This is a genomic window from Marisediminitalea alba (assembly GCF_002993365.1).
GTDB lineage: Bacteria > Pseudomonadota > Gammaproteobacteria > Enterobacterales > Alteromonadaceae > Alteromonas > Alteromonas alba.
The window spans coordinates 17352-43166 of the sequence record NZ_PVNP01000147.1; the positions used below are offsets into that span (position 1 = coordinate 17352).

The window sequence follows — 25815 nt, forward strand, 5'->3', positions numbered from 1 at the left end:
CGAACGCAGCAGGAAGAAAAAGAATAGATGAAGTTTAATCAGTTAGTAGTAGCCGGATTGTTATGCTCCAGTGCTAGCTTAGCCAACGCTGCTTCAGGCAACAGTGAGTTTGTCGTAGAAGATATCCGGGTTGAAGGCCTGCAGCGAGTTGCTTTGGGCGCCGCGCTAACCTACATTCCGGTGCAAAAAGGTGACGAAGTCAATTCATTTCGAATTACACAGTTGATTCGCTCGCTGTATTCGTCAACACACTTTGAAAATATTCAGGTATTGCGTGATGGCAATACACTGGTGATAAAAGTTGCCGAACGTCCGACCATCAGTAACATTATTTTTGACGGCAACGATGACATTAAAGATGAGCAGCTTCAGGAAAGTCTGGACGGCAGTAATATTCGGGTGGGTGAGCCGCTGGATAAAACCGTTCTGACTTCTATTGAAAATGGCCTGAAGGACTTCTTTTACAGTATTGGTAAATATAACGCCGACGTCACCGCAATTATTACGCCCCTACCGCGTAACCGTGTGGATCTGAAGCTATTGTTTGAAGAGGGCGATGCCGCCGATATCAAACAAATCAATATCGTTGGTAACGAGCTGTTCTCCGATCAGGAACTGCTGGAAGACTTTGAGTTGCAGTTTAATACTGCCTGGTATGATTTCCTGTCAGAAACCCGTTATCAGCAGCAAACGCTGCAGGGTGACATGGAAACCCTGACCAATTTCTACATGGACCGCGGTTACCTGCGTTTCAATGTCGACTCCACTCAGGTGGCCATGACTCCTGAAAAAGACGGTATCTATATTTCACTGAACGTCACCGAGGGCGAGCAGTACACCATCTCAGAAGTTGAGTTGGTGGGTGAAATGCTGGGTCACGAGAACTACATTGAGCGAGTCTTACCACTTACGCCGGGTGAGTTATACAACCAGGCAGAAGTGACTTACACCGAAGAGTTTATCAGTAAATACCTGGGCCGTTTTGGTTATGCATATCCAACGGTAACCACCGTGCCGGAAATTAACGACGAAGATAAAACCGTTAAGCTGACCCTGCGGGTGGATCCAGGTAAACGAATTTATGTGCGCCGGATTAACTTTAACGGTAACACCATTACGGCCGACGAAGTGTTACGTCAGAACGTAGTGCAAATGGAAGGTACGTGGTTATCCAACGATCTGCTGGAAAGCTCGAAGAACGCCATGTCCCGTTTGACCTACATGGAAGAAGTAGAATTTGAAACCGTCCGTATTCCGGGTAAAGATGACCAGGTCGACGTGCAGTTTAAAGTGAAAGAGCAACCTTCTGGTTCATTTAACGCGGGTATCAGCTATGGGGATCAGACTAAGTTAGGTCTGCAAGCGGGTATTCAGCAGGATAACTTCCTGGGTACCGGTAAGCGTATCGGTGTTAACGTGAGTACAGTGTCGTACCAAAAGTCGGCGCAGCTGTCTTACACGGACCCATTCTTTACCATCGACGGTATCAGTCTGGGTGGAACTGTAGCGTTCAGTGAGTTCGATGGTTCCAGCTTTAACGTTATTCAGTACAACTCCAAGCGTTGGTCGGTCGGCGCCAATATGGGTTACCCGATTGACGAGTTTAACCGGATTAACTTTGGTTTAACCTACTCTGATGTAGAGCTGTCTAACCGGGGGTATTACGAGCAAACTAACCGTTTCTACAGTCAGTTTACTGACGATCAGAATCCGGACGCGCCGATTTCCTATACCAGCCTGCAAAGCTCAGTATCCTGGAGTCGTAGCACCTTAAACCGTGGTTTGTTCCCAACGGCTGGTTCATCACAGCGTGCGTCATTTAGCATTACCACGCCGAACTCAGATGTGAACTTCTTTAAAACCATTTACGACGGCCGCTTTTACTTCCCGCTTAGCCGTGATCAGCGCTGGTCGGTTCTGACCAAGGTGAGACTGGGGTATGGTAACGGTTATGGTGATATTAACGGTAACGATCAGATCCTGCCGTTTACCGAGAACTTTACAGCTGGTGGTGCCGATACACTACGTGGTTTTGAGAACAACACTGTAGGCCCCAGAGGTATACAGCGTGTAACGGGTTCAAACTCAGTTACATTACCGGATGGTACCGTCATTCCTGGCAGTCCTTCGGGCGATACTTACGTGCTTTCCCGTCGTAGTTTGGGTGGTAATGCCATGGCCCTTGGTAGCCTTGAGCTGATTACCCCGACACCGTTCGTGGAAGAAGATGCGTCTAACTCGGTTCGTACCAGTGTATTCGTTGATGTGGGTAACGTATGGGATACAGAGTTTGACTATAACGAGTATCTGCAGTTAGATAACAGAGGTCGAGACGAACTGCTGGATTATTCCGATTGGTCTTTATTTCGCAGTTCAGCCGGTATTTCTGTACAATGGATTTCACCCATGGGCCCAATGGTCTTCAGCTTCTCGCGAGCTATTAAGGAACGCGAAGGCGATGATGCGAAATTCTTTACATTTAATATCGGTCAAACATTTTAATATTAGCTGGCACAGACCAGAAAATAAAAGGAGCACCTTTTGAAACAGTTGGCAAAATACGCAATTGCATCGGCAATGTTAGGTAGTGCGATGTTTAGTTCTGCAGCAATGGCAGAGCAAAAAATCGGCGTGGTAAACGTACAGGGCATTTTTCAGGCGCTGCCACAAGCGGCTGAGATCCAGAATGCCATCTCTATGGAATTCAAGGAGCAAGTTGACGAAGTCAACATGCTGCAGCGTGATGGCCAGTTATACGCCGAGAAATTACAGCGTGATGCGGCAACCATGAGTGCCGCTGAAAAGAAAGAGCTGGAAGAGAAAATCCTGACTGTTCGTGAGCAACTTTCTCAGAAAGTTCAGCCACTTCAGCAAAATATTCAGCGTCGTCAGAATGAAGAGCGCAACAAAATCTTAGCGCTTATCAAGCAAGCGATTGATTCAGTTGCCGCAGACAACGACTACGATCTGGTTCTGGATGCACCGGCTGTAGTTTATGCAGACGAAAGCAACGACCTGTCACAAAAAGTACTGGATCAGCTGAGCAAATTAAACTAATCAGCGGCTGGTAAATACAGAGCAGACGTTGAATACTGCTCTGTAAGTCAGCAGGTACTTACAGCAACAACTAGTATCTAATCGTAATCAATCAGGCCAGCGCAGTGTGTTGGTCTGATTTGTTTTTAAGTGATTAACGCGTAAGGTTGCGGCCCATATGAAGTTATAGCGACAAAGTCACCATAAAGGGAGTTGTCTGCTTGTACCGTGTCGAAGGAGATAATTTTTGGCCAACCCACTTAATACTATCGAAATCCGTGAAATCATGGATTTGCTGCCTCATCGATATCCGTTTCTGCTTATTGACAGAGTTACGGATTACGAACTGGGTGTTAGCATCAAAGCGTATAAAAACATTACCCTGAACGAACCTTGTTTTACCGGACATTTTCCTGATTACCCTATTTTCCCGGGGGTATTGATCCTCGAAGCAATGGCGCAGGCCGCTGGAGTGCTTGGATTTAAGACGATAGGTAAAAACGATAAGCTATACTTATACGCTGGAATAGACAACGCGCGTTTTAAGCGCCCGGTAACGCCAGGCGACAGACTCGACTTTGATGTCTGCATTGTTAAAGAACGCCGCGGGATATGGAAATTTAAAGGCGTAGCAAGCGTCGACGGTGAAGAAGCCTGCTGCGCGGAATTTATGTGTGCAATGAGAGAGAAAGATTAACGTGATTCATGAAACTGCAGTGATTTCCCCCAATGCCAAACTCGGTAACAACGTGGCCGTTGGCCCGTTTTCAGTGATTGGAGACGACGTGGTACTTGGCGATGATTGCCGGGTGGAGTCGCATGTGGTGATTAAAGGGCCATCGCGTATCGGACGAGGTAATCATTTTTACCAGTTCACATCTATTGGTGAAGACTGCCAGGATAAAAAATACGCCGGCGAACGCACAGAGTTAATTATTGGTGATAACAACGTTTTTCGTGAAGGCGTTACGGTACACCGCGGTACGGTTCAGGATCAGAGCGTAACCCGTATTGGAAACGATAATCTGGTGATGGTGAATGCTCACATCGCACACGACTGTGTGATTGGTAATGGCACCATCCTGGCCAATAATGTGGCGGTTGCCGGTCATGTGGAAATTGGTGATTACGCTATTCTTGGCGGCACCACGGCTGTTCACCAGTTCTGTAAAATTGGCAAGCATGCTTTTACCGGTGGCGGTGCTATCGTGCTGCGCGACATCCCTCCTTTTGTGATGATTAGCGGTACCAAGCACGTCCCTCAGGGGATCAATTCTGAAGGTCTTCGTCGTCGCGGATTTGGCAAAGAAACCATCATGGCCATTAAGCGTGCTTATAAAGTAATTTACCGCGATAACAACACGGTTGAAGAAGCAATTAAGAAACTGACCGAAATGGCAGAAGGCCATCCCGAAGTTGGCATGTTAATTACGTTTCTGGCGGAGTCAGAACGCGGCATCGTACGTTAATCGATGACAACCAAAGCGCTACGCATTGCCGTGGTTGCCGGTGAAGCGTCCGGCGACGTGCTCGCCGCCGGACTCATCAAAGCACTGAAAAAGCGCTATCCGGACGCAATATTCGAAGGCATTGCCGGGCCGCACATGCAGGCGGCGGGTTGCACCAGTCTGTTTGATATCGAGACGCTCTCTGTGATGGGGTTGGTGGAAGTGTTATCCAGCATCCGGCCCATTCTGAAACTCAAAAATGAACTCATCGCTCATTTTATAAAGCACCCTCCCGACGTGTATATTGGCGTAGATGCTCCCGATTTTAACCTGCGTGTAGAAACTGCCTTGAAGCAGCATGGCATTAAAACCGTGCACTATGTCAGCCCAACTGTCTGGGCATGGCGGGAAAAGCGGATCGTTAAAATTGCCCGGGCCACTAACCGGGTACTGGGCATTTTTCCTTTCGAGCAGGACGTCTACGATAAGTATCAGGTATCTTATAGCTTTGTCGGCCACACCATGGCCGACATTATTCCGCTGCATCCGGATCAGGCCGAAGCCAGAGCAACGTTAGGCCTGAGCAACGACAACCAGTGCCTGGCATTGTTGCCCGGTAGCCGGGGCGGAGAGGTGGCAAAATTGCTGCCAGTATTTACCGATACAGTAGAGCAAATATGGCAGCAGAAGCCTGATTGTCAGATTGTTATCCCGGCCGCCAATGACCGACGCTTGCAACAAATAGAGCAATATCTGCAAACCACTAAACCGGACTGGCTTAAAGATAGTCGCGTGACAGTGTTAGCGGGGCAGTCCCGTGAAGCCATGATTGCCAGCGATGTTATTCTGCTTGCTTCCGGCACGGCTACACTGGAAGCCATGCTGTGCAAGCGGCCCATGGTATCGGCCTACCTGCTATCCTGGTTAACCCACAAAATGATGATGCGGTTATACAAACCGGCGTATTTTTCATTACCGAATATTCTGGCTAACGAAGCACTGGTGCCGGAGCTGTTGCAGGAGGATGTCAATCCCGATCGGCTGTGCAGTGAACTGCTCAACTTGTTTGATGCCGATACCACGTCGTTAACAGAGCGGTTTGTTGAATTGCACCAGTCGTTAAAGCAAAACGCCGATGAGCGTGCGGCAGAAGCCGTTCTGGAAGTAATCAATGAGTAGTAAGTATATTGCCGGCGTAGATGAAGTTGGCCGGGGCCCTTTAGTAGGCGATGTGGTCACCGCTGCGGTGATCCTCGATCCGAACAATCCCATAGAGGGACTAACGGACTCTAAAAAACTCAGCGAGAAAAAGCGCAATGCGTTATCCGCTGAAATCAAACAAAAAGCGCTGGCGTGGGCAATTGGCCGGGCAACGCCGGCCGAAATCGACAAACTTAATATTCTGCACGCCACCATGCTGGCCATGACCCGCGCCGTAGATAATCTGTTACTAACGCCAGACTTCGTATTGGTGGACGGTAACCGTTTACCGCCCTGGTCTTATGCTGCGGAAGCGGTGGTAAAAGGCGATAGCCTGCATCCCGAAATTTCGGCCGCATCGATTCTGGCCAAAGTGGAGCGGGATAACGATATGCTGGAGCTGGATAAGCAATATCCTGCCTATGGATTTGCCGCGCACAAAGGCTATCCCACCAAAGCGCACTTTGCAGCGCTGGCCGACAACGGTGTATTATCGTGTTATCGCAAAAGTTTTAAACCGGTGCAGGCATTACTTACTGCTGCAGAATCCTCGGTGACAACTAAAGGTTAATAAAAAATGTCAGCGAACTTTGTTCATTTACGGGTACACAGTGACTTTTCCATGATGGATGGTCTGAATAAGGTCAAACCTATTCTGGCCAAAGTGGAAGAGCTGGGCATGCCGGCGGTGGCTATCACCGATCAGATGAATATGTGTGGTCTGGTAAAATATTACTCAGAAGCGCACTCCCGCGGGATAAAACCCATCATTGGCACCGATTTCTGGGTGCAAAGCGAAGACTTTCCCGACGAGCCGTTCCGCCTCACCTTACTGGCCATGAACAACGAGGGATATAAAAATATCACCTTGTTAATTTCGAAAGCGTACCTGCGAGGCCATGTCCATCATCGGGCGATGATTGATAAACAATGGCTGGCGGAACATGCCGATGGCGTGATTGTGCTCTCTGGTGGAACCAAAGGCGATGTTGGCCAGTTACTGACTAAAAACAACCCTAAAATGCTGGAAGATAACCTGGCATTTTACACCAGCCATTTTACCGATCGTTTCTATCTGGAAATGGTTCGTACCGGGCGGCGCGGTGAAGAAGACTACAACCATGCCGCCTTTGCGTTAGCCGAAGAACGCGGACTGCCGGTAGTCGCTACTAACGAAGTATGCTTTATCGATCGGGATAAATTTGACGCCCATGAAATCCGCGTAAGTATCCATGATGGTTACACGCTGGATGATAAGCGTCGCCCGAAACTGTACAGTGAACAGCAGTATCTACGTAGTAGCGAAGAAATGGTCGCGCTGTTCGAGGACATTCCCGAGGCTATTGAAAATACGGTAGAAATTGCTAAGCGCTGTAATGTAACCGTGCGTCTGGGCGAGTACTTCCTGCCACAGTTTCCAACTGGCGGCATGACTACTGAGGACTTTCTGGTAAAGGTTTCAGAAGAAGGTCTTGAAGAACGTCTTGAGTTTTTGTTCCCGGATGAAAAAGAGCGCCAGGAAAAGCGCACGGCCTACGACGAACGGCTTGAAATTGAGCTGGGCGTAATCAATCAGATGGGCTTCCCAGGTTACTTCCTGATCGTCATGGAATTTATCCAGTGGAGTAAAGACAACGACATTCCGGTTGGGCCAGGCCGTGGTTCTGGTGCTGGGTCACTGGTGGCTTATGCCCTGAAGATCACCGATCTTGATCCGCTGGAATTTGACCTGCTATTCGAACGGTTCCTTAACCCTGAGCGGGTATCGATGCCCGACTTTGACGTTGACTTTTGTATGGACCGGCGTGACGAGGTTATCGACCACGTTGCTGAGCTGTATGGCCGGGATGCGGTATCACAGATCATTACTTTTGGTACCATGGCAGCCAAAGCGGTGGTCCGCGACGTGGGCCGTGTACTGGGTCATCCCTATGGTTTTGTTGATCGCATTTCAAAGTTAATTCCGCCGGATCCGGGCATGACTCTGAGCAAAGCCTTCGAAGCGGAGCCGCGTTTACCCGAACTGTATGATCAGGATGAAGAAGTCCGCGATCTTATCGATATGGCGCGCATCCTTGAAGGGGTAACCCGAAACGCCGGTAAGCACGCCGGTGGCGTGGTGATTGCGCCGACTAAAATTACCGATTTCTCACCGCTCTACTGTGATGATGAGGGCAAAAACCCGGTTACCCAGTTCGATAAAAACGATGTGGAAACCGCCGGTCTGGTTAAGTTTGACTTCCTCGGGTTACGCACCCTGACCATCATCCAGTGGGCGCTGGATATGATTAAGGAAGGGCAGGGCAAAGACGTTGATATTGCCGCCATTCCGTTAGAAGACAAAAAGAGTTTCCGGTCATTGCAGGCCGCCGAAACCACTGCGGTATTTCAGCTTGAATCCCGCGGTATGAAAGAACTCATCAAACGCCTTAAGCCGGATTGCTTTGAAGATATCATCGCATTGGTGGCCCTGTTTCGTCCGGGACCTCTGCAGTCGGGCATGGTAGATAACTTTATCGACCGTAAACATGGCCGCGAGGAAATCTCCTACCCTGATGCCGATTATCAGCACGAATGCCTTAAAGAAATTCTGGAGCCAACCTACGGAATTATCCTTTACCAGGAACAGGTAATGCAGATTGCCCAGGAAATGGCAGGTTATTCGCTCGGTGGCGCTGACTTGCTGCGCCGGGCAATGGGTAAGAAAAAGCCCGAGGAGATGGAAAAGCAGCGGGCGGTCTTTGCGGAAGGGTCGAAGAACAACAATATCGACCCAGATCTCGCGATGAAAATTTTCGATTTGGTGGAAAAATTCGCCGGTTACGGTTTTAACAAGTCACACTCGGCCGCCTACGCACTGGTGTCTTACCAGACGTTATGGCTGAAAGTGCATTATCCGGCTGAGTTTATGGCAGCGGTAATGTCGGCCGATATGGATAACACCGATAAGATAGTGACCCTGGTGGATGAAGTGGGTCGGATGGGACTGGAAATTCTGCCGCCAGACCTTAATAAAGGGCGTTATAAGTTTACCGTTGATCCTCAGGGGCGCATTGTTTACGGCATCGGTGCCATCAAAGGAGTGGGTGAAAACCCCATTGAAGCGATTATTGAAGCCCGGGAAACTCAGGGCGAATTTTCTGATTTGTTTGATTTCTGTGCCAAAGTGGATCTAAAGCGGGTGAATAAACGGGTATTGGAAAAACTGGTACTGGCGGGTGCCATGGATAATCTTGGCCCGCACCGGGCTGCTATCATGGCGTCGCTTCCGGAAGCTATCGCGGCGGCCGATCAGCATGCTAAGGCCGAATCTTTTGGTCAGTCTGATATGTTTGGACTGCTGACCACTGAGCCAGAGCAAGTGCGTCAGGCGTTTGCTGAAGTCCCCCAGTGGCCGGAAAAAGTCTGGCTGGATGGGGAAAAAGAAACTCTGGGTCTTTACTTAACCGGCCATCCGATTAATCAATATGCCGAAGAAGTGCGTAACTATGTGGACGGACGCCTGGTAGATCTGCGTCCAACCGGCAAAGATCAGATGGCTACGGCGGTTGGCTTGGTGCTTGGTGTGCGGGTAATGACCAATAAGAAAGGCCGGCGCTGGGCAATTGTTACACTTGACGATAAAAGTGCTAGAATGGACGTCAGGTTCTTCCCTGAAATGTATGAAACTTTTGAATCAGTGCTCGAACCTGATCGTATTTTGGTGATTAAAGGACAGGTCAGCTTTGATGATTTCTCGGGGGGCAATACAATCACCGCCCGGGATGCTATGGATATCGTTCAGGCGCGTGAGAAAAATGCGCGTTCCCTGGCATTGCAAGTCGACACACAATGGTGTAAACCAGATAAGTTATCATCGTTGCAGTCGATTTTACGTAATTATGCGGGCGGTAGTTGCCCGGTTCAGTTAGATATTTTACATCCGGATGTGGCAGTTTCATTAAAATGTGACGCACACTGGTTTATTACACCCGAAGATCAGTTATTGCACGAGTTAAAACAGTGCCTGGGTGAGCAGTCGGTTCGGCTGACTTTTCACTAATCGGTGAAGGTCAGGCCAATCGGGGAGTAAAAGTAGGACACGTAATGAGTATACAGTTTTTGGATTTTGAACAACCAATAGCCGAACTAGAAGCAAAAATAGAAGAGCTGCGGTTGGTAAATCAGGGCGGCGAGTTTGATGTGGGGATCGAAGAAGAGATCACCCGTCTGCGCACCAAAAGTGCCGAGTTAACCGGTAAAATTTTCTCTAATCTCGGCGCCTGGCAGATTTCTCAGTTGGCGCGTCATCCAATGCGTCCGTACACGTTGGATTATCTTGGGCGTACCTTCCAGGAATTCGACGAGCTGGCCGGCGATCGTGCTTATGCCGACGATAAAGCCATCGTAGGTGGTTTGGCAAAGTTAGATGACCAGCCGGTGATGATCATTGGTCACCAGAAAGGTCGTGACGTACCGGAGAAGATTAAACGTAACTTCGGTATGCCTAAGCCAGAGGGCTATCGTAAGGCGTTGCGCCTGATGAAGATGGCAGAGCGCTTTAAGCTGCCCATTATTACGCTTATCGACACTCCCGGGGCGTATCCGGGCGTAGGCGCCGAAGAGCGAGGTCAGAGCGAAGCAATCGCCCGCAACCTGAAAGAAATGGCTGAACTTAAGGTGCCAATCATTTGTACTGTTATCGGTGAAGGTGGTTCTGGTGGTGCTCTGGCTATTGGTGTAGGCGATCGGGTCAACATGCTGCAATACAGCACATATTCTGTGATCTCACCGGAAGGCTGTGCGTCAATTTTGTGGAAGAGCGCAGATAAAGCGCCTCAGGCTGCAGAAGCTATGGGCGTGAGCGCACAGCAGATCAAAGAGCTGGGCCTGATCAATGCCATTGTTGATGAACCACTCGGTGGCGCCCATCGCGATCACGACAGCATGGCGGCTAACCTGAAAGCCACCCTGAAACAGCAACTGAGCCAGTTACAGTCGCTGTCGCTGGATAAGTTGATGGATGAGCGCTACGAGCGCCTGATGTCATTTGGCTATTGCTAGGCCATAACAAATCAATTAGCTTAATAAAAGGGCCGGTTACGGCCTTTTTTTACGTCGTTTTTCATCTGGTAAAGTCCCGTTTATGGATCCGGTTTTTTCTGCATTAAGTACACATTTCAGCACGCTGATAGCCCGCGAGCAGCCCGACAAACTGATTGTTGGCTTAAGTGGTGGCCTCGACTCCGTGGTGCTGTTGCATTCACTTATGCAGTTATCCCGTAGCGGCGAACTAGCCGTGCCACCCATTGAAGCGGTTTATGTTAATCATGGCCTCAGTGCCCATGCCGATGACTGGCAACAGTTTTGTGCTGGGCTTTGTAAAGCGCTCGACGTAAGCTTTACTGCTATTGCTGTTGAAGTAACACCTCGCGCCAGGGAAAGTCTGGAGGCCTGTGCTCGTGACCGGCGCTACGCAGCCTTGTGCGAACATGCGAAAGCGGCCAAAAGCGTTATTGTTACCGCCCATCATCAGAATGATCAACTTGAAACCCTGTTACTCCAGTTAAAGCGTGGGGCAGGGCCAAAGGGATTGTCGGGGATTCCAGCGTTCAGTGTAATGTACTCAGTACCTGTTAGTCGGCCATTGTTACCCTTAAGCCGAGCGCAAATACTCGCTTATGCAGAGCAAAATGGCCTGCGCTGGATAGAAGATGAGTCCAACAGTGACGAAAGCTTCGACCGCAATTTCTTGCGCCACAGTGTGCTCCCCTCACTGCTGGGACGCTGGCCCTCATTTGGGCAGACGGCTTCCCGCAGTGCCGGCTTATGTGCCGAGCAACAAGGCCTGCTGGATGAAGTCTGTGATGAGCGTCTCGAGCGATTATGCGGCAAGCCCGGGCGCATTTCTGTGAGTGGTTTAAACGCCGCTTCGCCTGCCTGGCAACGAGCCTTGCTGCGGCGTTGGCTTGAGCGCAATAAGGTTGCTATGCCAGGGGCGAAGCAATTGATGCAAATTCAGCAAATGCTGACCGCCAGGCCTGATGCGCAACCTCATATTGTTTTGGGAAATACGCAGCTACGCCGTTATCAGGATACGCTTTACTGCCTTGACAAAGGGCAACCGCCCTGGTGTTTCAATACCGTTAGTTTTAGTACTCAGGAATACATCTCCATCGAGCCACAGCAGCAACAACTAATGATTGGCAAGCGGCAAGAGGGGGCTGTATGTTCTGTAAGTATGGCCGCCGCCGAAAGCCATTTCTCGCTTAGCCAGCCAGTATTATCTTTAGCGGTTAAACCGGCAGGAGAGGCGCATCATAAACCCTTGAAACAATGGTTTAAGCAATGGCAGGTACCGCCCTGGGAGCGCAGTGACTGGTTACTATTGAGTGATACAGAGCAGCCGTTGGCCTTGGTCGGAAAGGGGCGGATAATAGCGCTTTCTGCAACGGGGCAGTATCAGTTTTCACTGCAGCTTTACGCGCTGTAGAAAGTGGCAATCCGATGGCTGGCCATCGGCAAGTGGTTGCCGTTTCAGGCGGCCTGGTAAGTGTCTTTGCCGTCTTCTTTTGCTTCGTAAAGGGCTTTATCGGCGCGGTCAAATAAGTCCCCCATACTGTCGTTTTCGCGCAGCAGTGAGCCGCCTATGCTACAAGTGACATGATGCGCTTTGAGTAGCGGGTGGGCGTGCATGGCGTCGTGGATCCTGCCAGCAATGGCCGATAATTCCCGCGGACAGCTGACATCCAGCAAACAGCAAAACTCATCACCACCAAAGCGATACGCTTCTTCATGGCCGCGGATCGTGTCGGTAAGCACCGACGCTGTGATCATAAGGACTTCGTCACCCTGTTGGTGACCGTGCTTATCGTTGACCTGCTTGAAGTTATCCAAATCTACCACCAGCAGACCAAACGACTGGCCGTTGCGGGTGTGACGGTTAATTAAACGCTGAGCGGCTTCATTAAATCCATTGCGGTTGCCCAGGTTAGTCAGTGGATCCTTAGTGGCCAGCAGGCGTAAACGCTGGAACTCCATGGCGTGAATGAGCGGCCGGGTAAATAACTGATGTAATGTTGCCAGCACACGGCGCTGGGACGGTGACAAGTTTTCGTCAAAAATATAGCGCACGAAAGCGGCGTGTTTGCCCTGGTCCAGGCGAACCGCGCTGACCGGCAGACTCACGGCAAATTCGCTGCTAAGCAGACCCGCATTCAATGTTTTGTCAAACTCTGACATATCGATACCTACCAGAGGCAAGTATCTGTTTACCTGTGTAAAATAGAGTGATACCAGTGTATAGATTTCAATCGTTGAGGTTAATTGGTTGAGCACCGTATTGACCTGATCACTGGTCAAAACTTCAGGCTCAGCACCGCCAAGAAAGCTGCTTTCTGCTGTAGCGTGTTCAAAGTGAATCATTGAAATATCCAAGTGCTGCCCCTTGACTCAATGTCTGGCACCCACTTCACTTTAAGGATGACAAAAAAATGTCGTTTCTTGCGAAAATGTGTGCTTTGATTAGACTTAATGGTATCGTTGCCATTAACTAAGCAAAACACATGCCCAAAATGCATTGCGGGGAATTTAGGTGGTAGAACACGGTTTCGTTCAAATTGTACTGTTAATGCTTATAGCAGTGGTGAGTGTGGCTTTATTCAAGCGGATCTATTTGCCACCCATTCTCGCTTATTTATTTGCCGGTATTATTGCTGGTCCCAGTAGCTTTGCCCTTTATTCTCACCCTGAAGACATGCATCTCGCCGCCGAAGTTGGCATTGTCTTTCTGTTGTTTTCCCTTGGTCTTGAATTTTCATTGCCTAAACTGATGGCAATGCGCTCGCTGGTATTTGGCGCCGGGCTGATGCAGATGGTGCTGACCACCGTACTGGGCTCAGTAGCGGTATGGATGCTGGTGGATACCAGCTTGTCGGCGGCCATTGTGATTGGCGGCATGCTGGCGCTTAGTTCCACTGCTATTGTTATCAAGCAAGTAACTGAGATGGGCATATTAAATAATGTCCGCACGCAACTGGCGGTCAGTATTCTGCTGTTTCAGGACCTCGCCGTGGTGCCTTTTCTGATAGTTATTCCGCTGCTATCCGGGGAAAGCGAGACCAGTCTGGCAATGGCACTGGCCCTGGCGCTGGTAAAAGGCGTACTGGTAGTGGGTATGCTCATGTCTGTGGGCAAATGGGTGCTGCCCTGGGTTTTCAGGGAAGTGGCGCGTACCCGCACCGATGAGTTGTTTGTGCTGAGTACCATTCTGGTAGCGTTACTGGCAGGCGGTCTTACCTATGCCTTTGGCTTGTCTATGGCGCTGGGCGCTTTCCTGGCCGGGATGATGCTTGGTGAAAGCCAGTACAAATATCAGCTGGAAGCCGATATCCGCCCCTTCCGTGACATCCTTATGGGACTGTTTTTCGTCACCGTGGGAATGCAGTTAGAGCTCTCTGTGCTGATGAGTTACGGCCACTGGATTGTGCTTGGCGTTATCCTGCTGATGGTTACCAAGGTAGTGCTCGTGCGATTGTCTGCCAGCGTGTTTTCTATTTCTTCTATTGATGGCTGGTCGGCCGGGTTAAAGCTTTGTCAGGTGGGGGAGTTCAGCTTTGTTATTGCGGCTTTGGCTAACAGTCACTCAGTGATTAGCCCGACTCAGTCGTCGATTTTGATTTCCATGGGGGTCATTAGTATGGCTGTGACTCCCTGGTTAGTTGAGCACAGCCTTGAATTAGCACAGCGTTTAAGTTCTGTAACGCACGATAATATTGAGCCGGAAGTACCTGAGATTGATGTTAGCGGTATGCGCGATCATGTGATCATCTGTGGTTTTGGTCGGGTAGGGCAATCGGTGGCCAGAATGCTCAGCATGGAAGACGTAACTTATCTGGTTATTGATGTTGATCCGATCCGGGTCTTTGAGAGCCGCAGTGCCGGTGAGCATGTTATTTATGGTGATGCCACGCAAAAAGACCTGCTGCACAGCGCCCGTTTAGAACAAGCCAAATTGGTTTTGGTCACTTTTTCTGAGGCAGAAAAAGCCAAGCTGGTGATCAATGCCGCACGTCAGGTAAAAGATGACGTTGATGTGATGGTACGAACGCCGCGGGATGTGGAGCTCGAAGCGCTCTATAGCGCCGGGGCAAGTCAGGTAGTGCCGGAACTTCAGGAAGGTAGCCTGATGCTTATCTCGCAGGTGATGCATTACGCCGGGGTACCGATGTCAAAAATTCTTAAGCGGGTGCGTGAAGAACGTAAAGGGCGATACGATCACCTGCACGGTTTCTATCCCGGCGAGACGACCGAAATCAGCTATAACACCGCCGATAAACTGGAGTTTATCCATGCTATAGCACTGGGCACAGATGCGTTTGCGGTAGATAAGCAGTTGCATGAACTGACCGCGATGATAGATAAGGTCAAAATTAAGTCGGTGCGCCGCGCCGGCCAGGAATTTACAGCCGAGGATTTTCAGGAGCGGCTAATACCGGGCGATATTCTGGTCATTGCTGGCAAGCCAAGGCGAATCGAACGCGCCGAGCGTTACCTTCTGGATGGTTACTGAAATACGTTAACAGGTTAGAAATTAATGGTTACCTCTCCGTTGGTGGAATCATAATCAACGGTTAATGAAGGATTGCTTACCAATGAGTAGGTGCAGGTAAAGTTGTTATTGTACTGCGCCTCATAAAGGGCGCTGTCATTCGTTGCAACACTGGCATCACGAGTATTGAGCACTGCCCGCCACACATCAAGGCAATCGTTGTCGCTATTGAGCGTTAAGCTGGTGCCGCGGGTATCTGCCGGAAAGCCATTGGCATTAACGCTTAAGTCTCCGCCGACGCCCGGATCAGCGATGGGGATAAAATCCTGCTGCGCTTGGTTATTACCCGCGACTTGCCATTTCAGGTGAATGAATTCGACCCCGGACTTAAACGCGCTGGCGGTTGAACGAAATGTCGCCTGGCTGGCATCGCCGGAAAAATCAATAAACTTTGGCAGAGCAACTACCGACAGTACGCCAATTAGCACGACAACAATAATCAGTTCGATTAACGTAAAACCCGATGACTGACGCATACAACCACTCCCTGTTACAGCCGGTGTGCAAGAAAACTCGCCCATAACGATATTGTATTAACCTGCCGTTGGCAAGAATTTTGGCTTAATATTCGGGTGGTTAGCGTTAAATTACAGAAGCTCTTTGAAAGGAGAGCGCAACAAGCGTTGCGCGAATGATAGTGAGGCGCTAATAGCCTGACACCAGCATTTTACTGCTGGTGTCATTGTCTTGAGCAGGAAATTACGCAACCCGGTCATCTTCCAGATCTTTAAATTGCTTCTTCAGGTCGTAGCCAGGGTCTGTAACAATTTTTTCTAAGGTGACAATGCGAGCTTTGAGCGCTTCGATTTCTTTTTCGAGCTCGTTGGTTTTGTCATTATCTGCGCTATTATGTTTTGCCTTATGCTTGGATGTGGAAATAATGGTGCCGGCTAAAATGGCAACGATCACAACTACTGCAGTCCAAAAGCTCATAATATTTTCCCTTCGTTAATCAGTTTCGTATAATCAGATGCTTAACGTCGCATTTACCGGGCCAGTTTATCGGTGTGGTTGATGCGACGGTTAGCATCGTTTGGAATAGTATAGCAAGTACTTCGCCATAAACTTAAAGTGTTTTTAAAACATATAGTTATGTTATTTCTGTGGTAAGGAACTATAATAGCTATCGCTATTTTGACCATTGAATTGGGTTTTTTCACTAATGAGTGAGCAAGTTAGTCAAGACGAGCACTGGATGCGTTATGCATTATCGCTAGCCGCGAAGGCCGAAGCGATGAACGAAATTCCGGTAGGTGCTGTGGTAGTTGCCGAGGATCAGATAATCGGTGAGGGATACAATACGCCTATTGTGGATCACGATCCTTCCGCTCACGCAGAAATGAAAGCTATTCGCATGGCCGCTCGGACCATTGAGAATTACCGGGTAATTAATGCAACACTATATGTCACTCTCGAACCTTGCCCTATGTGCGCAGGTTTGCTTGTGCACAGCCGCATTAATCGGTTAGTATTCGGCGCCTTTGATGCTAAAACCGGCGCGGCTGGCAGTGTCATGCAACTGTGTCAGCATCCGCAGCTAAACCATCAGCTTGAAATAAGCGGTGGTGTATTAGCGGATGAGTGCGGGGGAATTATTTCTGAGTTTTTTAAACGGCGAAGGGCAGAAAAGAAAGCGGCAAAAGCGGTGGGTTAATTTGCTTTTGCCATTTGTACCAGATCAAAATTCAAAAACTGACGGCGTCTGTGAAAAATTTTCTGGCTTGTCTTACGCATCTGATGTCGTCTTCTGTTCGTATTTTTCATATTAATCTCCATGATTATTAGTGGGTTGCGTTATTTGTCTTGTTCCAACCCAGTGATTACCTTGTTCACTCTAATAGACATATATGAAGGTGATATGACAAAAGATCAAGTGCCTTTCATTAACAGTGTTAACGTTTCTGCTACGTAGCGTACCTGATCCACAAAAGTAACGGCCTGCGCGCCATTAGCGAATCCCGCGCGCGTGGCTGAGTAATCAGTCTGTAGCAGGGGTAACTGTTGTTTTACATCAACCCATAAATCTGGGTTTGCACCGGCCTGAACGGTGAGTTGCCTGGCATCGTCGATATGCTCTGCCCCCAGATAATAGGCGGCCAGAATAAACCAGGTGCGGTCAGTGCCCTGGATCCGGGCGGGTAATTGCGCTTGCAATGTGTCCAGTTTGCGGCCTATCTGTGCCAGTCTTATGGCTGGCTTTTCGTTTTCTTTGGCCTGTTCATGTTGCGCTGCTTGCCAATCGTTGAGGAGGTAATCGATAGCTGCGATGTAAGCCCCGTCCAGCGTACTTTGAACCCCTTCAGCAGCCTGCTGTATAGCCGGGTAGCGGGTATTGATATGCTCAACCAGCTGTCTGGGATCGGGTTTCACCAGTACTTTTTGCGGTTCATGTATCTTATCTTTCAGCACGGCAAGTGAGCCATTGGTGCGGCTTAAATGAGTAAATTCATATAGCGTACTAAGCAACGCTGTATCCTCAGCGCGTACCAACCATTGCTTGGATAGCGTGACATCAGGCAATACTTGCTCGTTTAAGGATGGAAAATACCCCTTGAGCGCAGCGCGCCAGGTGTTGGGAAGAATGGTGCAGAATTCGGCCTGGCTGAGCATCTCAGTTAATAGTGTTACGCTGTCGGCACTGTCGGATTTTTGCCAGTCGCTACCGGTAATGGCCGTCACTGTATCCTGCAAGTATGGTAGTACCCGTCGTTGCTGTGGCTCTGTCGTGGCACAGGGACTGGCGTCATTGTCTGGCCCAATTTCAACCAGCGTTGCGGTAAACAAGACCGGCCCATAGGTCAGATCAGGCCTGAGGGCGGCAGGGCGAAAACGAGGCGCTGCTATATGGACAGTGTTATTGGTAAGTGCCTGGTAGAGCTTTGCCTCGCTGTAAAATGGTACGACTTGTAGAGTGACTCCCAGATAGTCAGCCAGACCACGGGCATAGCCGTAATCAAAACCAGTCGGGCCGTCTCCGGTCAGATGGTAATGGTGCCTGTCATTAATCAGGCCAACCTTCAAAACCTGCTCCTCAAGAACGGTATTAAGCGTGGACTGGGCCTGGGCACTGGCGGGTAACAACCAGCTCAAGGTGATTGCAACCAGAAGGACTTTGCCTGATAAGTGGTGAAGTAGGGGATTCATTATTATTCTATATTACTGCTGTTAGTGCTAAAACCACAGGATCGGGTTATTTGGGTAAAAAAATTACGGTTGAATAACCCTTGCTGGTTATCAAGCCGCCGCTTTTCCACTATAATCCGCGCCAAACAAGTTCACAACCAGGACCGACGGCAGATTGGCGTTTTCTACCCGGCGGTTCTCACAAATTAGGTAGCAAACTATGTTGGTCCTACGTGGCGCTCCGGCGTTATCTGACTTCCGCACAGCTAAATTAATCCAACGACTGCAGCAATCCGGTGTCGACGTTACTCACCTTTACAGCGAATATGTTCATCTAGTGGATACGCAACAGGCGTTAACTGAAGAACAATTATCGGTGTTGGATAAATTGTTAACCTATGGACCGAAGCAGGCACAGGAAGCTGCCACCGGCGAATGTTTTTTCGTTACTCCCCGTCCCGGCACTATCTCGCCGTGGTCAAGTAAAGCTACCGACATTGCCTATAACTGCGGATTAACGGCGATTGCCCGGGTTGAACGTGGTTGTGCTTTTTATGTGACAGCGGCACAGCCGTTCACAGATGAACAGCGTAAGCTGGTAGCCGCAGCGCTTCATGATCGTATGACCGAAAGCGTATTTGCTGCGCCAGAGGACGCGTTGGTACTGTTTGATAAGCATCAGCCCCGGGAGTTCAACTCGGTAGATATTCTAGGCGCGGGTAAAGACGCGCTGGTTTCAGCCAACCAAACGCTGGGTCTGGCCCTGGCTGATGACGAAATTGACTACCTGTTTGATAATTTTGTGAAGTTGGGGCGTAACCCTAACGATATTGAGCTTTACATGTTTGCTCAGGCTAACTCTGAGCACTGTCGCCATAAAATTTTCAATGCCGACTGGACCATTGATGGCGAGGTGCAGCCTAAGTCATTGTTCAAAATGATCAAGAACACCTTCGAGCTATGCCCGGAGTATGTATTCTCAGCCTATAAAGATAACGCTGCGGTAATGGAAGGCTGGCAGGCTGGCCGATTCTTCCCTGAGCCACAGTCTCATGAGTACACTTATCATCACGAAGATATCGCTATCCTGATGAAGGTAGAAACCCACAACCATCCCACTGCAATTTCACCATTCCCTGGTGCTGCAACGGGTTCTGGTGGTGAAATTCGTGACGAAGGGGCTACCGGTCGTGGTTCTAAGCCAAAAGCCGGTCTGGTTGGTTTTACCGTGTCGAACCTGAAACTGCCTGATGCAGTGCGTCCATGGGAAGTCGATTATGGCAAGCCTACCCGTATAGTTAGCGCGCTGGATATTATGATCGATGGCCCACTTGGTGGTGCCGCGTTCAACAACGAGTTTGGCCGTCCTAACCTGTTAGGGTATTTCCGTACCTACGAGCAGGAAGTAAACAGCTTTAACGGCAACGAAGTACGTGGTTATCACAAACCGATTATGCTGGCCGGTGGTTTAGGTAACATTCGTCAGGATCACGTCGAAAAAGGTGAAATTACAGTTGGCGCTAAACTCATCGTTCTTGGCGGCCCGGCAATGAACATTGGCCTGGGCGGCGGTGCCGCTTCTTCCATGACATCCGGGCAGTCCAGTGAAGATCTCGACTTTGCCTCGGTACAACGGGATAACCCGGAGATGGAACGCCGCTGTCAGGAAGTTATCGACGCCTGCTGGCAGTTAGGTGAAGACAACCCTATTCAGTTTATCCACGATGTGGGGGCGGGTGGTTTATCCAACGCAATGCCGGAGCTGGTGAACGATGGTGGTCGCGGCGGACGCTTTGAACTGCGTAAAGTGTTGTCAGACGAGCCGGGCATGTCGCCACTGGAAATCTGGTGTAACGAATCCCAGGAACGTTACGTCATGTCGGTAGCGCCGGATAAACTGGCTGTGTTCGAAGCTATTTGTCAGCGTGAGCGCGCGCCTTTCGCGGTAATTGGCGAAGCCACTGAAGCGCAACACCTGTTGCTGAATGACGAGCATTTTGATAACCAGCCTATCGATTTACCGCTGGAAGTTTTATTAGGCAAGCCGCCTAAGATGCATCGGGATGTGGCCAGCGCCACACACAGTTCAGCTGAACTGGATTGTGCAGAGATTAGTGTTGCCGACGCCGCTGAGCGTTTGCTGCGCTTACCGGCCATAGCTGAGAAAACATTCTTAATCACTATAGGCGATCGCAGCGTAACCGGTTTGGTGAGCCGCGACCAGATGGTGGGCCCTTGGCAGGTACCGGTTGCCGATGTTGCCGTAACTGCATCGGCATTCGACACCTATCATGGTGAAGCAATGGCGATGGGTGAACGTACCCCGGTTGCCTTGCTCGATTACGCAGCTTCTGCACGACTGGCAGTAGGTGAGTCTATTACCAATATCGCAGCCGCCCACATTGGTGACATGAAACGCATTAAATTGTCGGCGAACTGGATGGCGGCAGCCGGACATCCGGGCGAAGACGCGGGCTTATATGAAGCGGTAAAAGCGGTAGGTGAAGAATTATGCCCGGCACTGGGCCTGACCATTCCGGTGGGCAAAGACTCTATGTCGATGAAAACCGCCTGGCAAGACAACGGTGAAGATAAGTCGGTTACCGCGCCACTGTCACTGGTGATCACCGCCTTTGGTGCAGCAACGGATATTCGCAAAACGGTAACGCCTCAACTGCGCACCGACAAAGGCGAGACAGCCTTATTGCTGGTTGACTTAGGTGCAGGTAAAAACCGGTTAGGCGCCAGCTGTCTGGCTCAGGTCTATAACCAGTTAGGAAAAACGCCGGTTGATCTGGATGCGCCGGAATTACTGCTTAATTTCTTTAATGCCGTGCAGGTATTACTGGCGGATGGCAAACTGCTGGCCTATCACGATCGCTCTGACGGTGGTTTATTTGTAAGCGTAGCCGAAATGGCCTTTGCGGGTAAAACCGGTGTGAGTGTAGCGCTTGATTCGCTGGGCGATGACGACCTGGCAGCGCTATACAGCGAAGAGCTGGGTGCAGTATTGCAGGTCTCTGCTGACGATGTGGAGAGCGTTCTTGCCGTATTCGCCGCAAATGGCCTGGGCGAGATGGTGCATAACGTAGGGACATTAAATCCTACTGATACCATCGAGTTTACCCGTGGCGGCGAAGTTGTGCTTAGCGAGGCACGAACCACTTACCGTGCAATGTGGGCCGAAACCACACACGCTATGCAGCGTTTGCGGGATAACCCGGAATGTGCAGATGAGGAACATAAAGCCAAACAAGACGCCAAAGATCCTGGCCTGCACGCTAAACTGAGTTACGACATCAACGATGATGTGGCTGCACCGTATATTGCTAAGGGCATCAAGCCACGTATAGCTATCCTGCGCGAGCAGGGGGTGAACTCTCATCTGGAGATGGCGGCAGCCTTTAGCCGGGCCGGATTTACCGCCATCGATGTTCACATGAGCGATGTGCTGTCGGGCGCTGTTGCGCTGGAAGACTTCAAAGGCCTGGCGGCCTGTGGTGGCTTCTCTTATGGTGACGTGCTTGGTGCTGGTGAGGGCTGGGCGAAGTCTATTCTGTTTAATCAGCGTGCCCGTGAACAGTTTGAAGGTTTCTTCCACCGCGACGACACCTTTAGCCTCGGGGTTTGTAATGGTTGTCAGATGCTGTCGAACCTTAAATCTCTGATCCCCGGAACGGCACATTGGCCACACTTTGTAACCAATAAGTCAGAGCGCTTTGAAGCGCGCGTTGCCATGGTCGAGGTGCAACAGTCCAAATCGGTACTGTTTGCCGATATGGCAGGCTCGAGAATGCCGATTGCCGTTTCTCACGGTGAAGGGCGTGCAGAATTTGCAGCACAAACTGACTTACAGTCGGTACAGGACAAAGTGGCTCTTCGTTATGTAAATAACTACGGCGAAGTGGCGTCTCAGTATCCGGCTAACCCGAATGGCTCGCCAATGGGGATCACTGGCCTTACGACTGATGATGGCCGCTGTACTATCATGATGCCGCACCCTGAGCGTGTATTCAGAGCGGTAGCTAACTCATGGCGTGCTGATGAGTGGCAGGAAGATTCTCCGTGGATGCGCATTTTCCGCAATGCACGGCGTTTTGTTGATTAATTTCAAAAAAATGACGGTAAGGTGTCAAATAATTGTCCAGACACCTTGCCAGCGCCCTTCTACTGCATTAAAGTAGTGCATGCAGTATGGAATGCTGTGTGGTTACAAGGACTTGTAGGGGATGGGTTAACATCGCTGTGCTCAATTTTACAGTGGTCTAGAAATAATAAGAGACGAATATGAATCGTTCTTCAAAAGGTTTCGGCTTAACCGGCGTGGCTGTTGCAGTGCTGCTTATGATCGTTACAGCAGCGTTTGGAACCTCCGCCCAGTCAGCTGAATTATCTACCGAAGTTCAACAAATCACTTCAAAATAATTAATAAAATTAATTAGTTAACGATAATTATGTCATTTATGGCAGGTTATCGTTTTGCCTGTTTTTCGCGATTTATCATCTTTTGGTTAGGGTGTTTCTTGAGTAAAACGTAAGTCGCCCCCAATCCGCCGTGCATAGGTTGGGCAGTATGAAAGGCAATCACGTTATTAAACTGCACCAGCCAGTGATTTACGTAAGATTTTTTCAAAGCGGGGAAGGGCTGACTTTGCTCTCCCTTGCCATGTTGAATCAACAGAGTTCTTGCGCCACGTTCATGGGCAGCATTAATCTTCTGATACAGCGTGATGCTGGAATCCCGCAATGAGAGCCCGGCCAGCGAAATTTTTTGCTCAATCGGATATTTGCCCTGGCGCAGATTTTTGTACACGCCATCCTGTATGCCGGCCTGTTTAAATTCAAGAAAATCGTCCGGCTTGACCGGTTTAACTCCTTCAAAAGTTAACGGACTTTCTTTGGGCTTCTGAGCTAGCAGGGCGTCACGACGCATTTGCTTTTCAATGGCTTGCTGGGTTTGCTGGAGGTGAACTTTATCGTCAGACTTTATCGGTTTTACATCGCCGAGTTCCTGCAGGAAATCCTGAAAGCTATCCAGTTGTTCAAAATCCTGATCGTCGTCCCGCATATCTCCCCCGATCAACTAAGTCTCTGTTTTATATTACGCGCGACTGGCGTTAAAGTTCAGTACTTATCGAAGTTGTAGTAGTTGGATGGCGTCCCCACCGCGACTCGAACGCAGATCTAAAACTTAGGAGGTTCTTGTTTTATCCAGTTAAACTATGGGGACACGAATCCCCATTATAGATAGGCGGGCGAAAATCTAAAGCCCTAACGCTTAGCAACGAAGTCGTTTGGCTGAATATTGGCCAGAAGGCCCTCTTCGGCGGCTTTTACCCGCGCGTTATCGGCGTAGGCTTCAATGACTGTTACTTCTTCGGGATACAGGTGATACTGGGTAAATTTCACACCACGATAATCGGTGACCTCCTGAATCTGATATATCGACAGGGTATCGCCCGGTTTAAGACCGTGCTGGCGACCCAGAGAGATACTCAATTCATTGCCGCCGTTGATACTGATCACCCGACCTGTGGCGGGGACACAGGCCAGTGTCGAGTCTACATCGCTTTGCAACTGGCGTAGCTGGTTTTGCAGGGCCAGGCCATAGGCGCTTTGCCAGAACTGGTTGGAAGATGCATCGAGTTGCGCGAAGCGGTCGAACTCCCATTCTGATTCGGTCTCATAGGTTTTATTTAATAGCGGGGCACCATTGATACCGTCGATAAGTTCTACCCTTAACCGAAAGCTCCGGGTGGCCGAGTCGTCCTGCCAGAAAGCCAGGGCGTTCCCTTCCGGCCGGTAAACGCTGAGGTCCTCAATTACGCCGGTTAGAACAAACTGACTTTTGGTTTGCGTAGCCAGAGCCGTAGCCTGATCGCGAATTTGCCTGGACTGCCAGTGCACTACATAAGGCTCAATACTGCTGATCACTGCATGTTGCGCTGATTGATCGAATTCACGCTTTAAGCGGGCGGTGACGAGACGCCCCAGTTCCTGAATCTGACCGTCCTGGGCGTGCTGACGCTCAAGCAACGGGAAATAGCTGGTGGCAATGGTTTTGCTGAAAGGGGCGGCAGAGCACTGTTGTTGACTGGGAAAGATATCGGCACGGATCCGTACCGTGACCGCATTATCATGCCAGGTTTCTGAGATAAGCTCTAACTGGCGAACTTCTCCCGACGCGCTCACCTCAAGGCGTTCATCATTGAGTAAGCCGTCGGTAAGCTGCTGAACGCTGCGTACCGAAGCGCCGGCGAATAACATGGCCTGGCGCAGAGCTTCTTCAGTCGCCTGATGTTTGGCCTGAACCTTATTGCCGTTTAATACCACTGACTGCCCCTGGGTCTCATACCAAACGGCATAACTTTGCCCTGCAAAGGCTAATAGCAGGCAGGTTGTCGCCGATAAAAAAACGGTTAACCGGGCAATCAGTGTGTACATTGTCTTCATTACTATTACTCTCACCACTTATTGGCTGTTGCAATGCGCTTGTTGTTTGCTGATATTGCTCTTGCTGCGCCCTTTATACAAAAGCCCCGAGGAGCCGTGAGCGGTATGCAAAGTGTCAATCCTATGACTCGTTTAGTCATTGTTGTAGTTGGCTCTGCATATATCGTTCCCAAAATTCATCCTGTCACTGGGCATAAATATTGCTAACTTCTGACAAGTACAAAGTGATTGTCCGTTTTGCCAACGCCTGGTTACGCGCAGCGGATAACAGCACTATTCAGACTGCACAAAATTACGGTGGTTTTATGACGGTTTTAACACACATTAACAAAGCGCTTGCTTTGCTAGGCTGCCTGTTATTCATCAGTGGCTGCACATCCATGTTTGATAAGCATGTCGAATGGGAAACCGTTGAGCCCGACGAATACCCTGTGCTAACCGCGGTGGGCTATGCACCAATCGCCTCGCAGCATGGCGGCTCCGATTCAGAAAAGAATATTATGGCCATGAAAGCATCAAAGCTCGATGCATACCGAGAACTGGCTGAACAGGTCTACGGGCAACGAATCAATGGTCAGCAGTCACTGGCCAACATGGTTATTAACAACGCGCAGTTGCAGGCATCGGTAGAAGGGGTGATCCGCGGCGCTAAGGTAGTAAAAGCCTATCCGGTAGGGGAGGATACCTATGCCACCGAACTGGAACTCGACATGCAGCAGGTGTATAACATTTATGTGTCGACAGCCCGCCCCCAGCGCTTAAAAACGGTAAAGTATTATTAAGGCACTACCGGTTATTACCTGACCCAACTCATTATTGCCCGGATAGTATTCAGCCAGAGAAATCATAATAAGCGGTATTAAGCCTGGCATTGTTGGTAAATTGTGCGCTAATTAAATAGCACCAGGATCATTTTTGACGCCGTCATCATCGTGTTGAGCCTGCGTGTTCCAGGTATGTTGAAAC

Annotated in this window: 20 protein-coding genes and 1 tRNA gene; 14 read left to right on the top strand and 7 right to left on the bottom strand. The window is 49.7% G+C overall.

What is annotated here, in order from left to right:
- Positions 1 to 27 precede the first annotated feature (27 nt).
- The 9 genes from bamA to tilS all read left to right on the top strand — a co-directional run bounded on the left by bamA (position 28) and on the right by tilS (position 12156).
- Entirely contained in the window at positions 28 to 2502 is a 2475-nt protein-coding gene (bamA, locus tag C6Y40_RS13565; RefSeq protein WP_105935052.1) for an outer membrane protein assembly factor BamA, read from the top strand.
- A gap of 39 nt (positions 2503 to 2541) precedes the next feature.
- The gene (locus C6Y40_RS13570) at positions 2542 to 3057 is read left to right on the top strand and encodes an OmpH family outer membrane protein (protein ID WP_105935053.1); all 516 of its coding nucleotides are present in this window, start codon (positions 2542 to 2544) and stop codon (positions 3055 to 3057) included.
- A gap of 226 nt (positions 3058 to 3283) precedes the next feature.
- Positions 3284 to 3733: a 3-hydroxyacyl-ACP dehydratase FabZ gene (fabZ, locus tag C6Y40_RS13575; protein ID WP_105935054.1), complete on the top strand. Its 450-nt coding sequence runs from the start codon at positions 3284 to 3286 to the stop codon at positions 3731 to 3733.
- Position 3734: 1 nt separating this feature from the next.
- Positions 3735 to 4505: an acyl-ACP--UDP-N-acetylglucosamine O-acyltransferase gene (lpxA, locus tag C6Y40_RS13580; protein ID WP_105935055.1), complete on the top strand. Its 771-nt coding sequence runs from the start codon at positions 3735 to 3737 to the stop codon at positions 4503 to 4505.
- Between the two features lie 3 nt (positions 4506 to 4508).
- On the top strand, positions 4509 to 5663 hold the full coding sequence (lpxB, locus tag C6Y40_RS13585) for a lipid-A-disaccharide synthase (RefSeq protein WP_105935056.1): 1155 nt from the start codon (positions 4509 to 4511) through the stop codon (positions 5661 to 5663).
- On the top strand, positions 5656 to 6255 hold the full coding sequence (gene rnhB / locus C6Y40_RS13590; RefSeq protein ID WP_105935057.1) for a ribonuclease HII: 600 nt from the start codon (positions 5656 to 5658) through the stop codon (positions 6253 to 6255). The genes lpxB and rnhB overlap by 8 nt, the downstream gene beginning before the upstream one ends.
- Before the next feature lie 6 nt (positions 6256 to 6261).
- Complete coding sequence (dnaE, locus tag C6Y40_RS13595) at positions 6262 to 9726, top strand: DNA polymerase III subunit alpha (RefSeq protein WP_105935058.1); 3465 nt, start codon at positions 6262 to 6264, stop codon at positions 9724 to 9726.
- A gap of 44 nt (positions 9727 to 9770) precedes the next feature.
- The gene (gene accA, locus C6Y40_RS13600; protein ID WP_105935059.1) at positions 9771 to 10727 is read left to right on the top strand and encodes an acetyl-CoA carboxylase carboxyl transferase subunit alpha; all 957 of its coding nucleotides are present in this window, start codon (positions 9771 to 9773) and stop codon (positions 10725 to 10727) included.
- Positions 10728 to 10809: 82 nt separating this feature from the next.
- Positions 10810 to 12156 (top strand): tRNA lysidine(34) synthetase TilS, encoded by a 1347-nt coding sequence (gene tilS / locus C6Y40_RS13605; RefSeq protein ID WP_105935060.1) that lies wholly within the window; start codon positions 10810 to 10812, stop codon positions 12154 to 12156.
- A gap of 44 nt (positions 12157 to 12200) precedes the next feature.
- Here tilS and C6Y40_RS13610 read toward each other — a convergent pair whose 3' ends face one another.
- Positions 12201 to 13100 carry a GGDEF domain-containing protein gene (locus C6Y40_RS13610; protein ID WP_105935061.1) on the bottom strand — a complete coding sequence of 300 codons (900 nt, stop codon included), beginning with the start codon at positions 13098 to 13100 and terminating at the stop codon, positions 12201 to 12203.
- A gap of 193 nt (positions 13101 to 13293) precedes the next feature.
- On the opposite strand from C6Y40_RS13610, the gene C6Y40_RS13615 reads away from it, so the two are divergent.
- The gene (locus C6Y40_RS13615; protein WP_105935080.1) at positions 13294 to 15234 is read left to right on the top strand and encodes a cation:proton antiporter domain-containing protein; all 1941 of its coding nucleotides are present in this window, start codon (positions 13294 to 13296) and stop codon (positions 15232 to 15234) included.
- Positions 15235 to 15248: 14 nt separating this feature from the next.
- Here C6Y40_RS13615 and C6Y40_RS13620 read toward each other — a convergent pair whose 3' ends face one another.
- Entirely contained in the window at positions 15249 to 15749 is a 501-nt protein-coding gene (locus C6Y40_RS13620) for a type II secretion system protein (RefSeq protein WP_170308491.1), read from the bottom strand.
- 223 nt (positions 15750 to 15972) lie between these two features.
- Positions 15973 to 16206, bottom strand: a complete 234-nt coding sequence (locus tag C6Y40_RS13625) for a hypothetical protein (RefSeq protein WP_105935063.1) — start codon at positions 16204 to 16206, stop codon at positions 15973 to 15975.
- Positions 16207 to 16435: 229 nt separating this feature from the next.
- On the opposite strand from C6Y40_RS13625, the gene tadA reads away from it, so the two are divergent.
- The gene (tadA, locus tag C6Y40_RS13630; protein ID WP_105935081.1) at positions 16436 to 16927 is read left to right on the top strand and encodes a tRNA adenosine(34) deaminase TadA; all 492 of its coding nucleotides are present in this window, start codon (positions 16436 to 16438) and stop codon (positions 16925 to 16927) included.
- Between the two features lie 215 nt (positions 16928 to 17142).
- Here the strand turns inward: tadA and C6Y40_RS13635 are convergent, their stop codons facing one another.
- Entirely contained in the window at positions 17143 to 18417 is a 1275-nt protein-coding gene (locus C6Y40_RS13635; RefSeq protein WP_105935064.1) for a membrane-bound lytic murein transglycosylase MltF, read from the bottom strand.
- 199 nt (positions 18418 to 18616) lie between these two features.
- Between C6Y40_RS13635 and purL the strand changes: the two genes are divergently transcribed.
- Together purL and C6Y40_RS24780 are read left to right on the top strand one after the other, a co-directional pair.
- The gene (gene purL / locus C6Y40_RS13640) at positions 18617 to 22504 is read left to right on the top strand and encodes a phosphoribosylformylglycinamidine synthase (protein WP_105935065.1); all 3888 of its coding nucleotides are present in this window, start codon (positions 18617 to 18619) and stop codon (positions 22502 to 22504) included.
- Positions 22505 to 22683: 179 nt separating this feature from the next.
- Positions 22684 to 22821, top strand: coding sequence for a hypothetical protein (locus C6Y40_RS24780; protein ID WP_164464596.1), 138 nt, complete (start codon positions 22684 to 22686; stop codon positions 22819 to 22821).
- Between the two features lie 46 nt (positions 22822 to 22867).
- Here C6Y40_RS24780 and smrA read toward each other — a convergent pair whose 3' ends face one another.
- From smrA to C6Y40_RS13655, 3 genes are all read right to left on the bottom strand, one after another.
- A complete protein-coding gene (gene smrA / locus C6Y40_RS13645) occupies positions 22868 to 23464 on the bottom strand; it encodes a DNA endonuclease SmrA (RefSeq protein ID WP_105935066.1) in 597 nt (198 codons plus the stop codon).
- Between the two features lie 86 nt (positions 23465 to 23550).
- Positions 23551 to 23626 (bottom strand) — tRNA-Arg (locus C6Y40_RS13650).
- Between the two features lie 41 nt (positions 23627 to 23667).
- The gene (locus tag C6Y40_RS13655) at positions 23668 to 24849 is read right to left on the bottom strand and encodes a flagellar assembly protein T N-terminal domain-containing protein (protein ID WP_105935067.1); all 1182 of its coding nucleotides are present in this window, start codon (positions 24847 to 24849) and stop codon (positions 23668 to 23670) included.
- A 305-nt stretch (positions 24850 to 25154) separates the two neighbouring features.
- Between C6Y40_RS13655 and C6Y40_RS13660 the strand changes: the two genes are divergently transcribed.
- Positions 25155 to 25631, top strand: coding sequence for an LPP20 family lipoprotein (locus C6Y40_RS13660; RefSeq protein WP_170308492.1), 477 nt, complete (start codon positions 25155 to 25157; stop codon positions 25629 to 25631).
- The last annotated feature ends 184 nt before the right edge of the window (positions 25632 to 25815 follow it).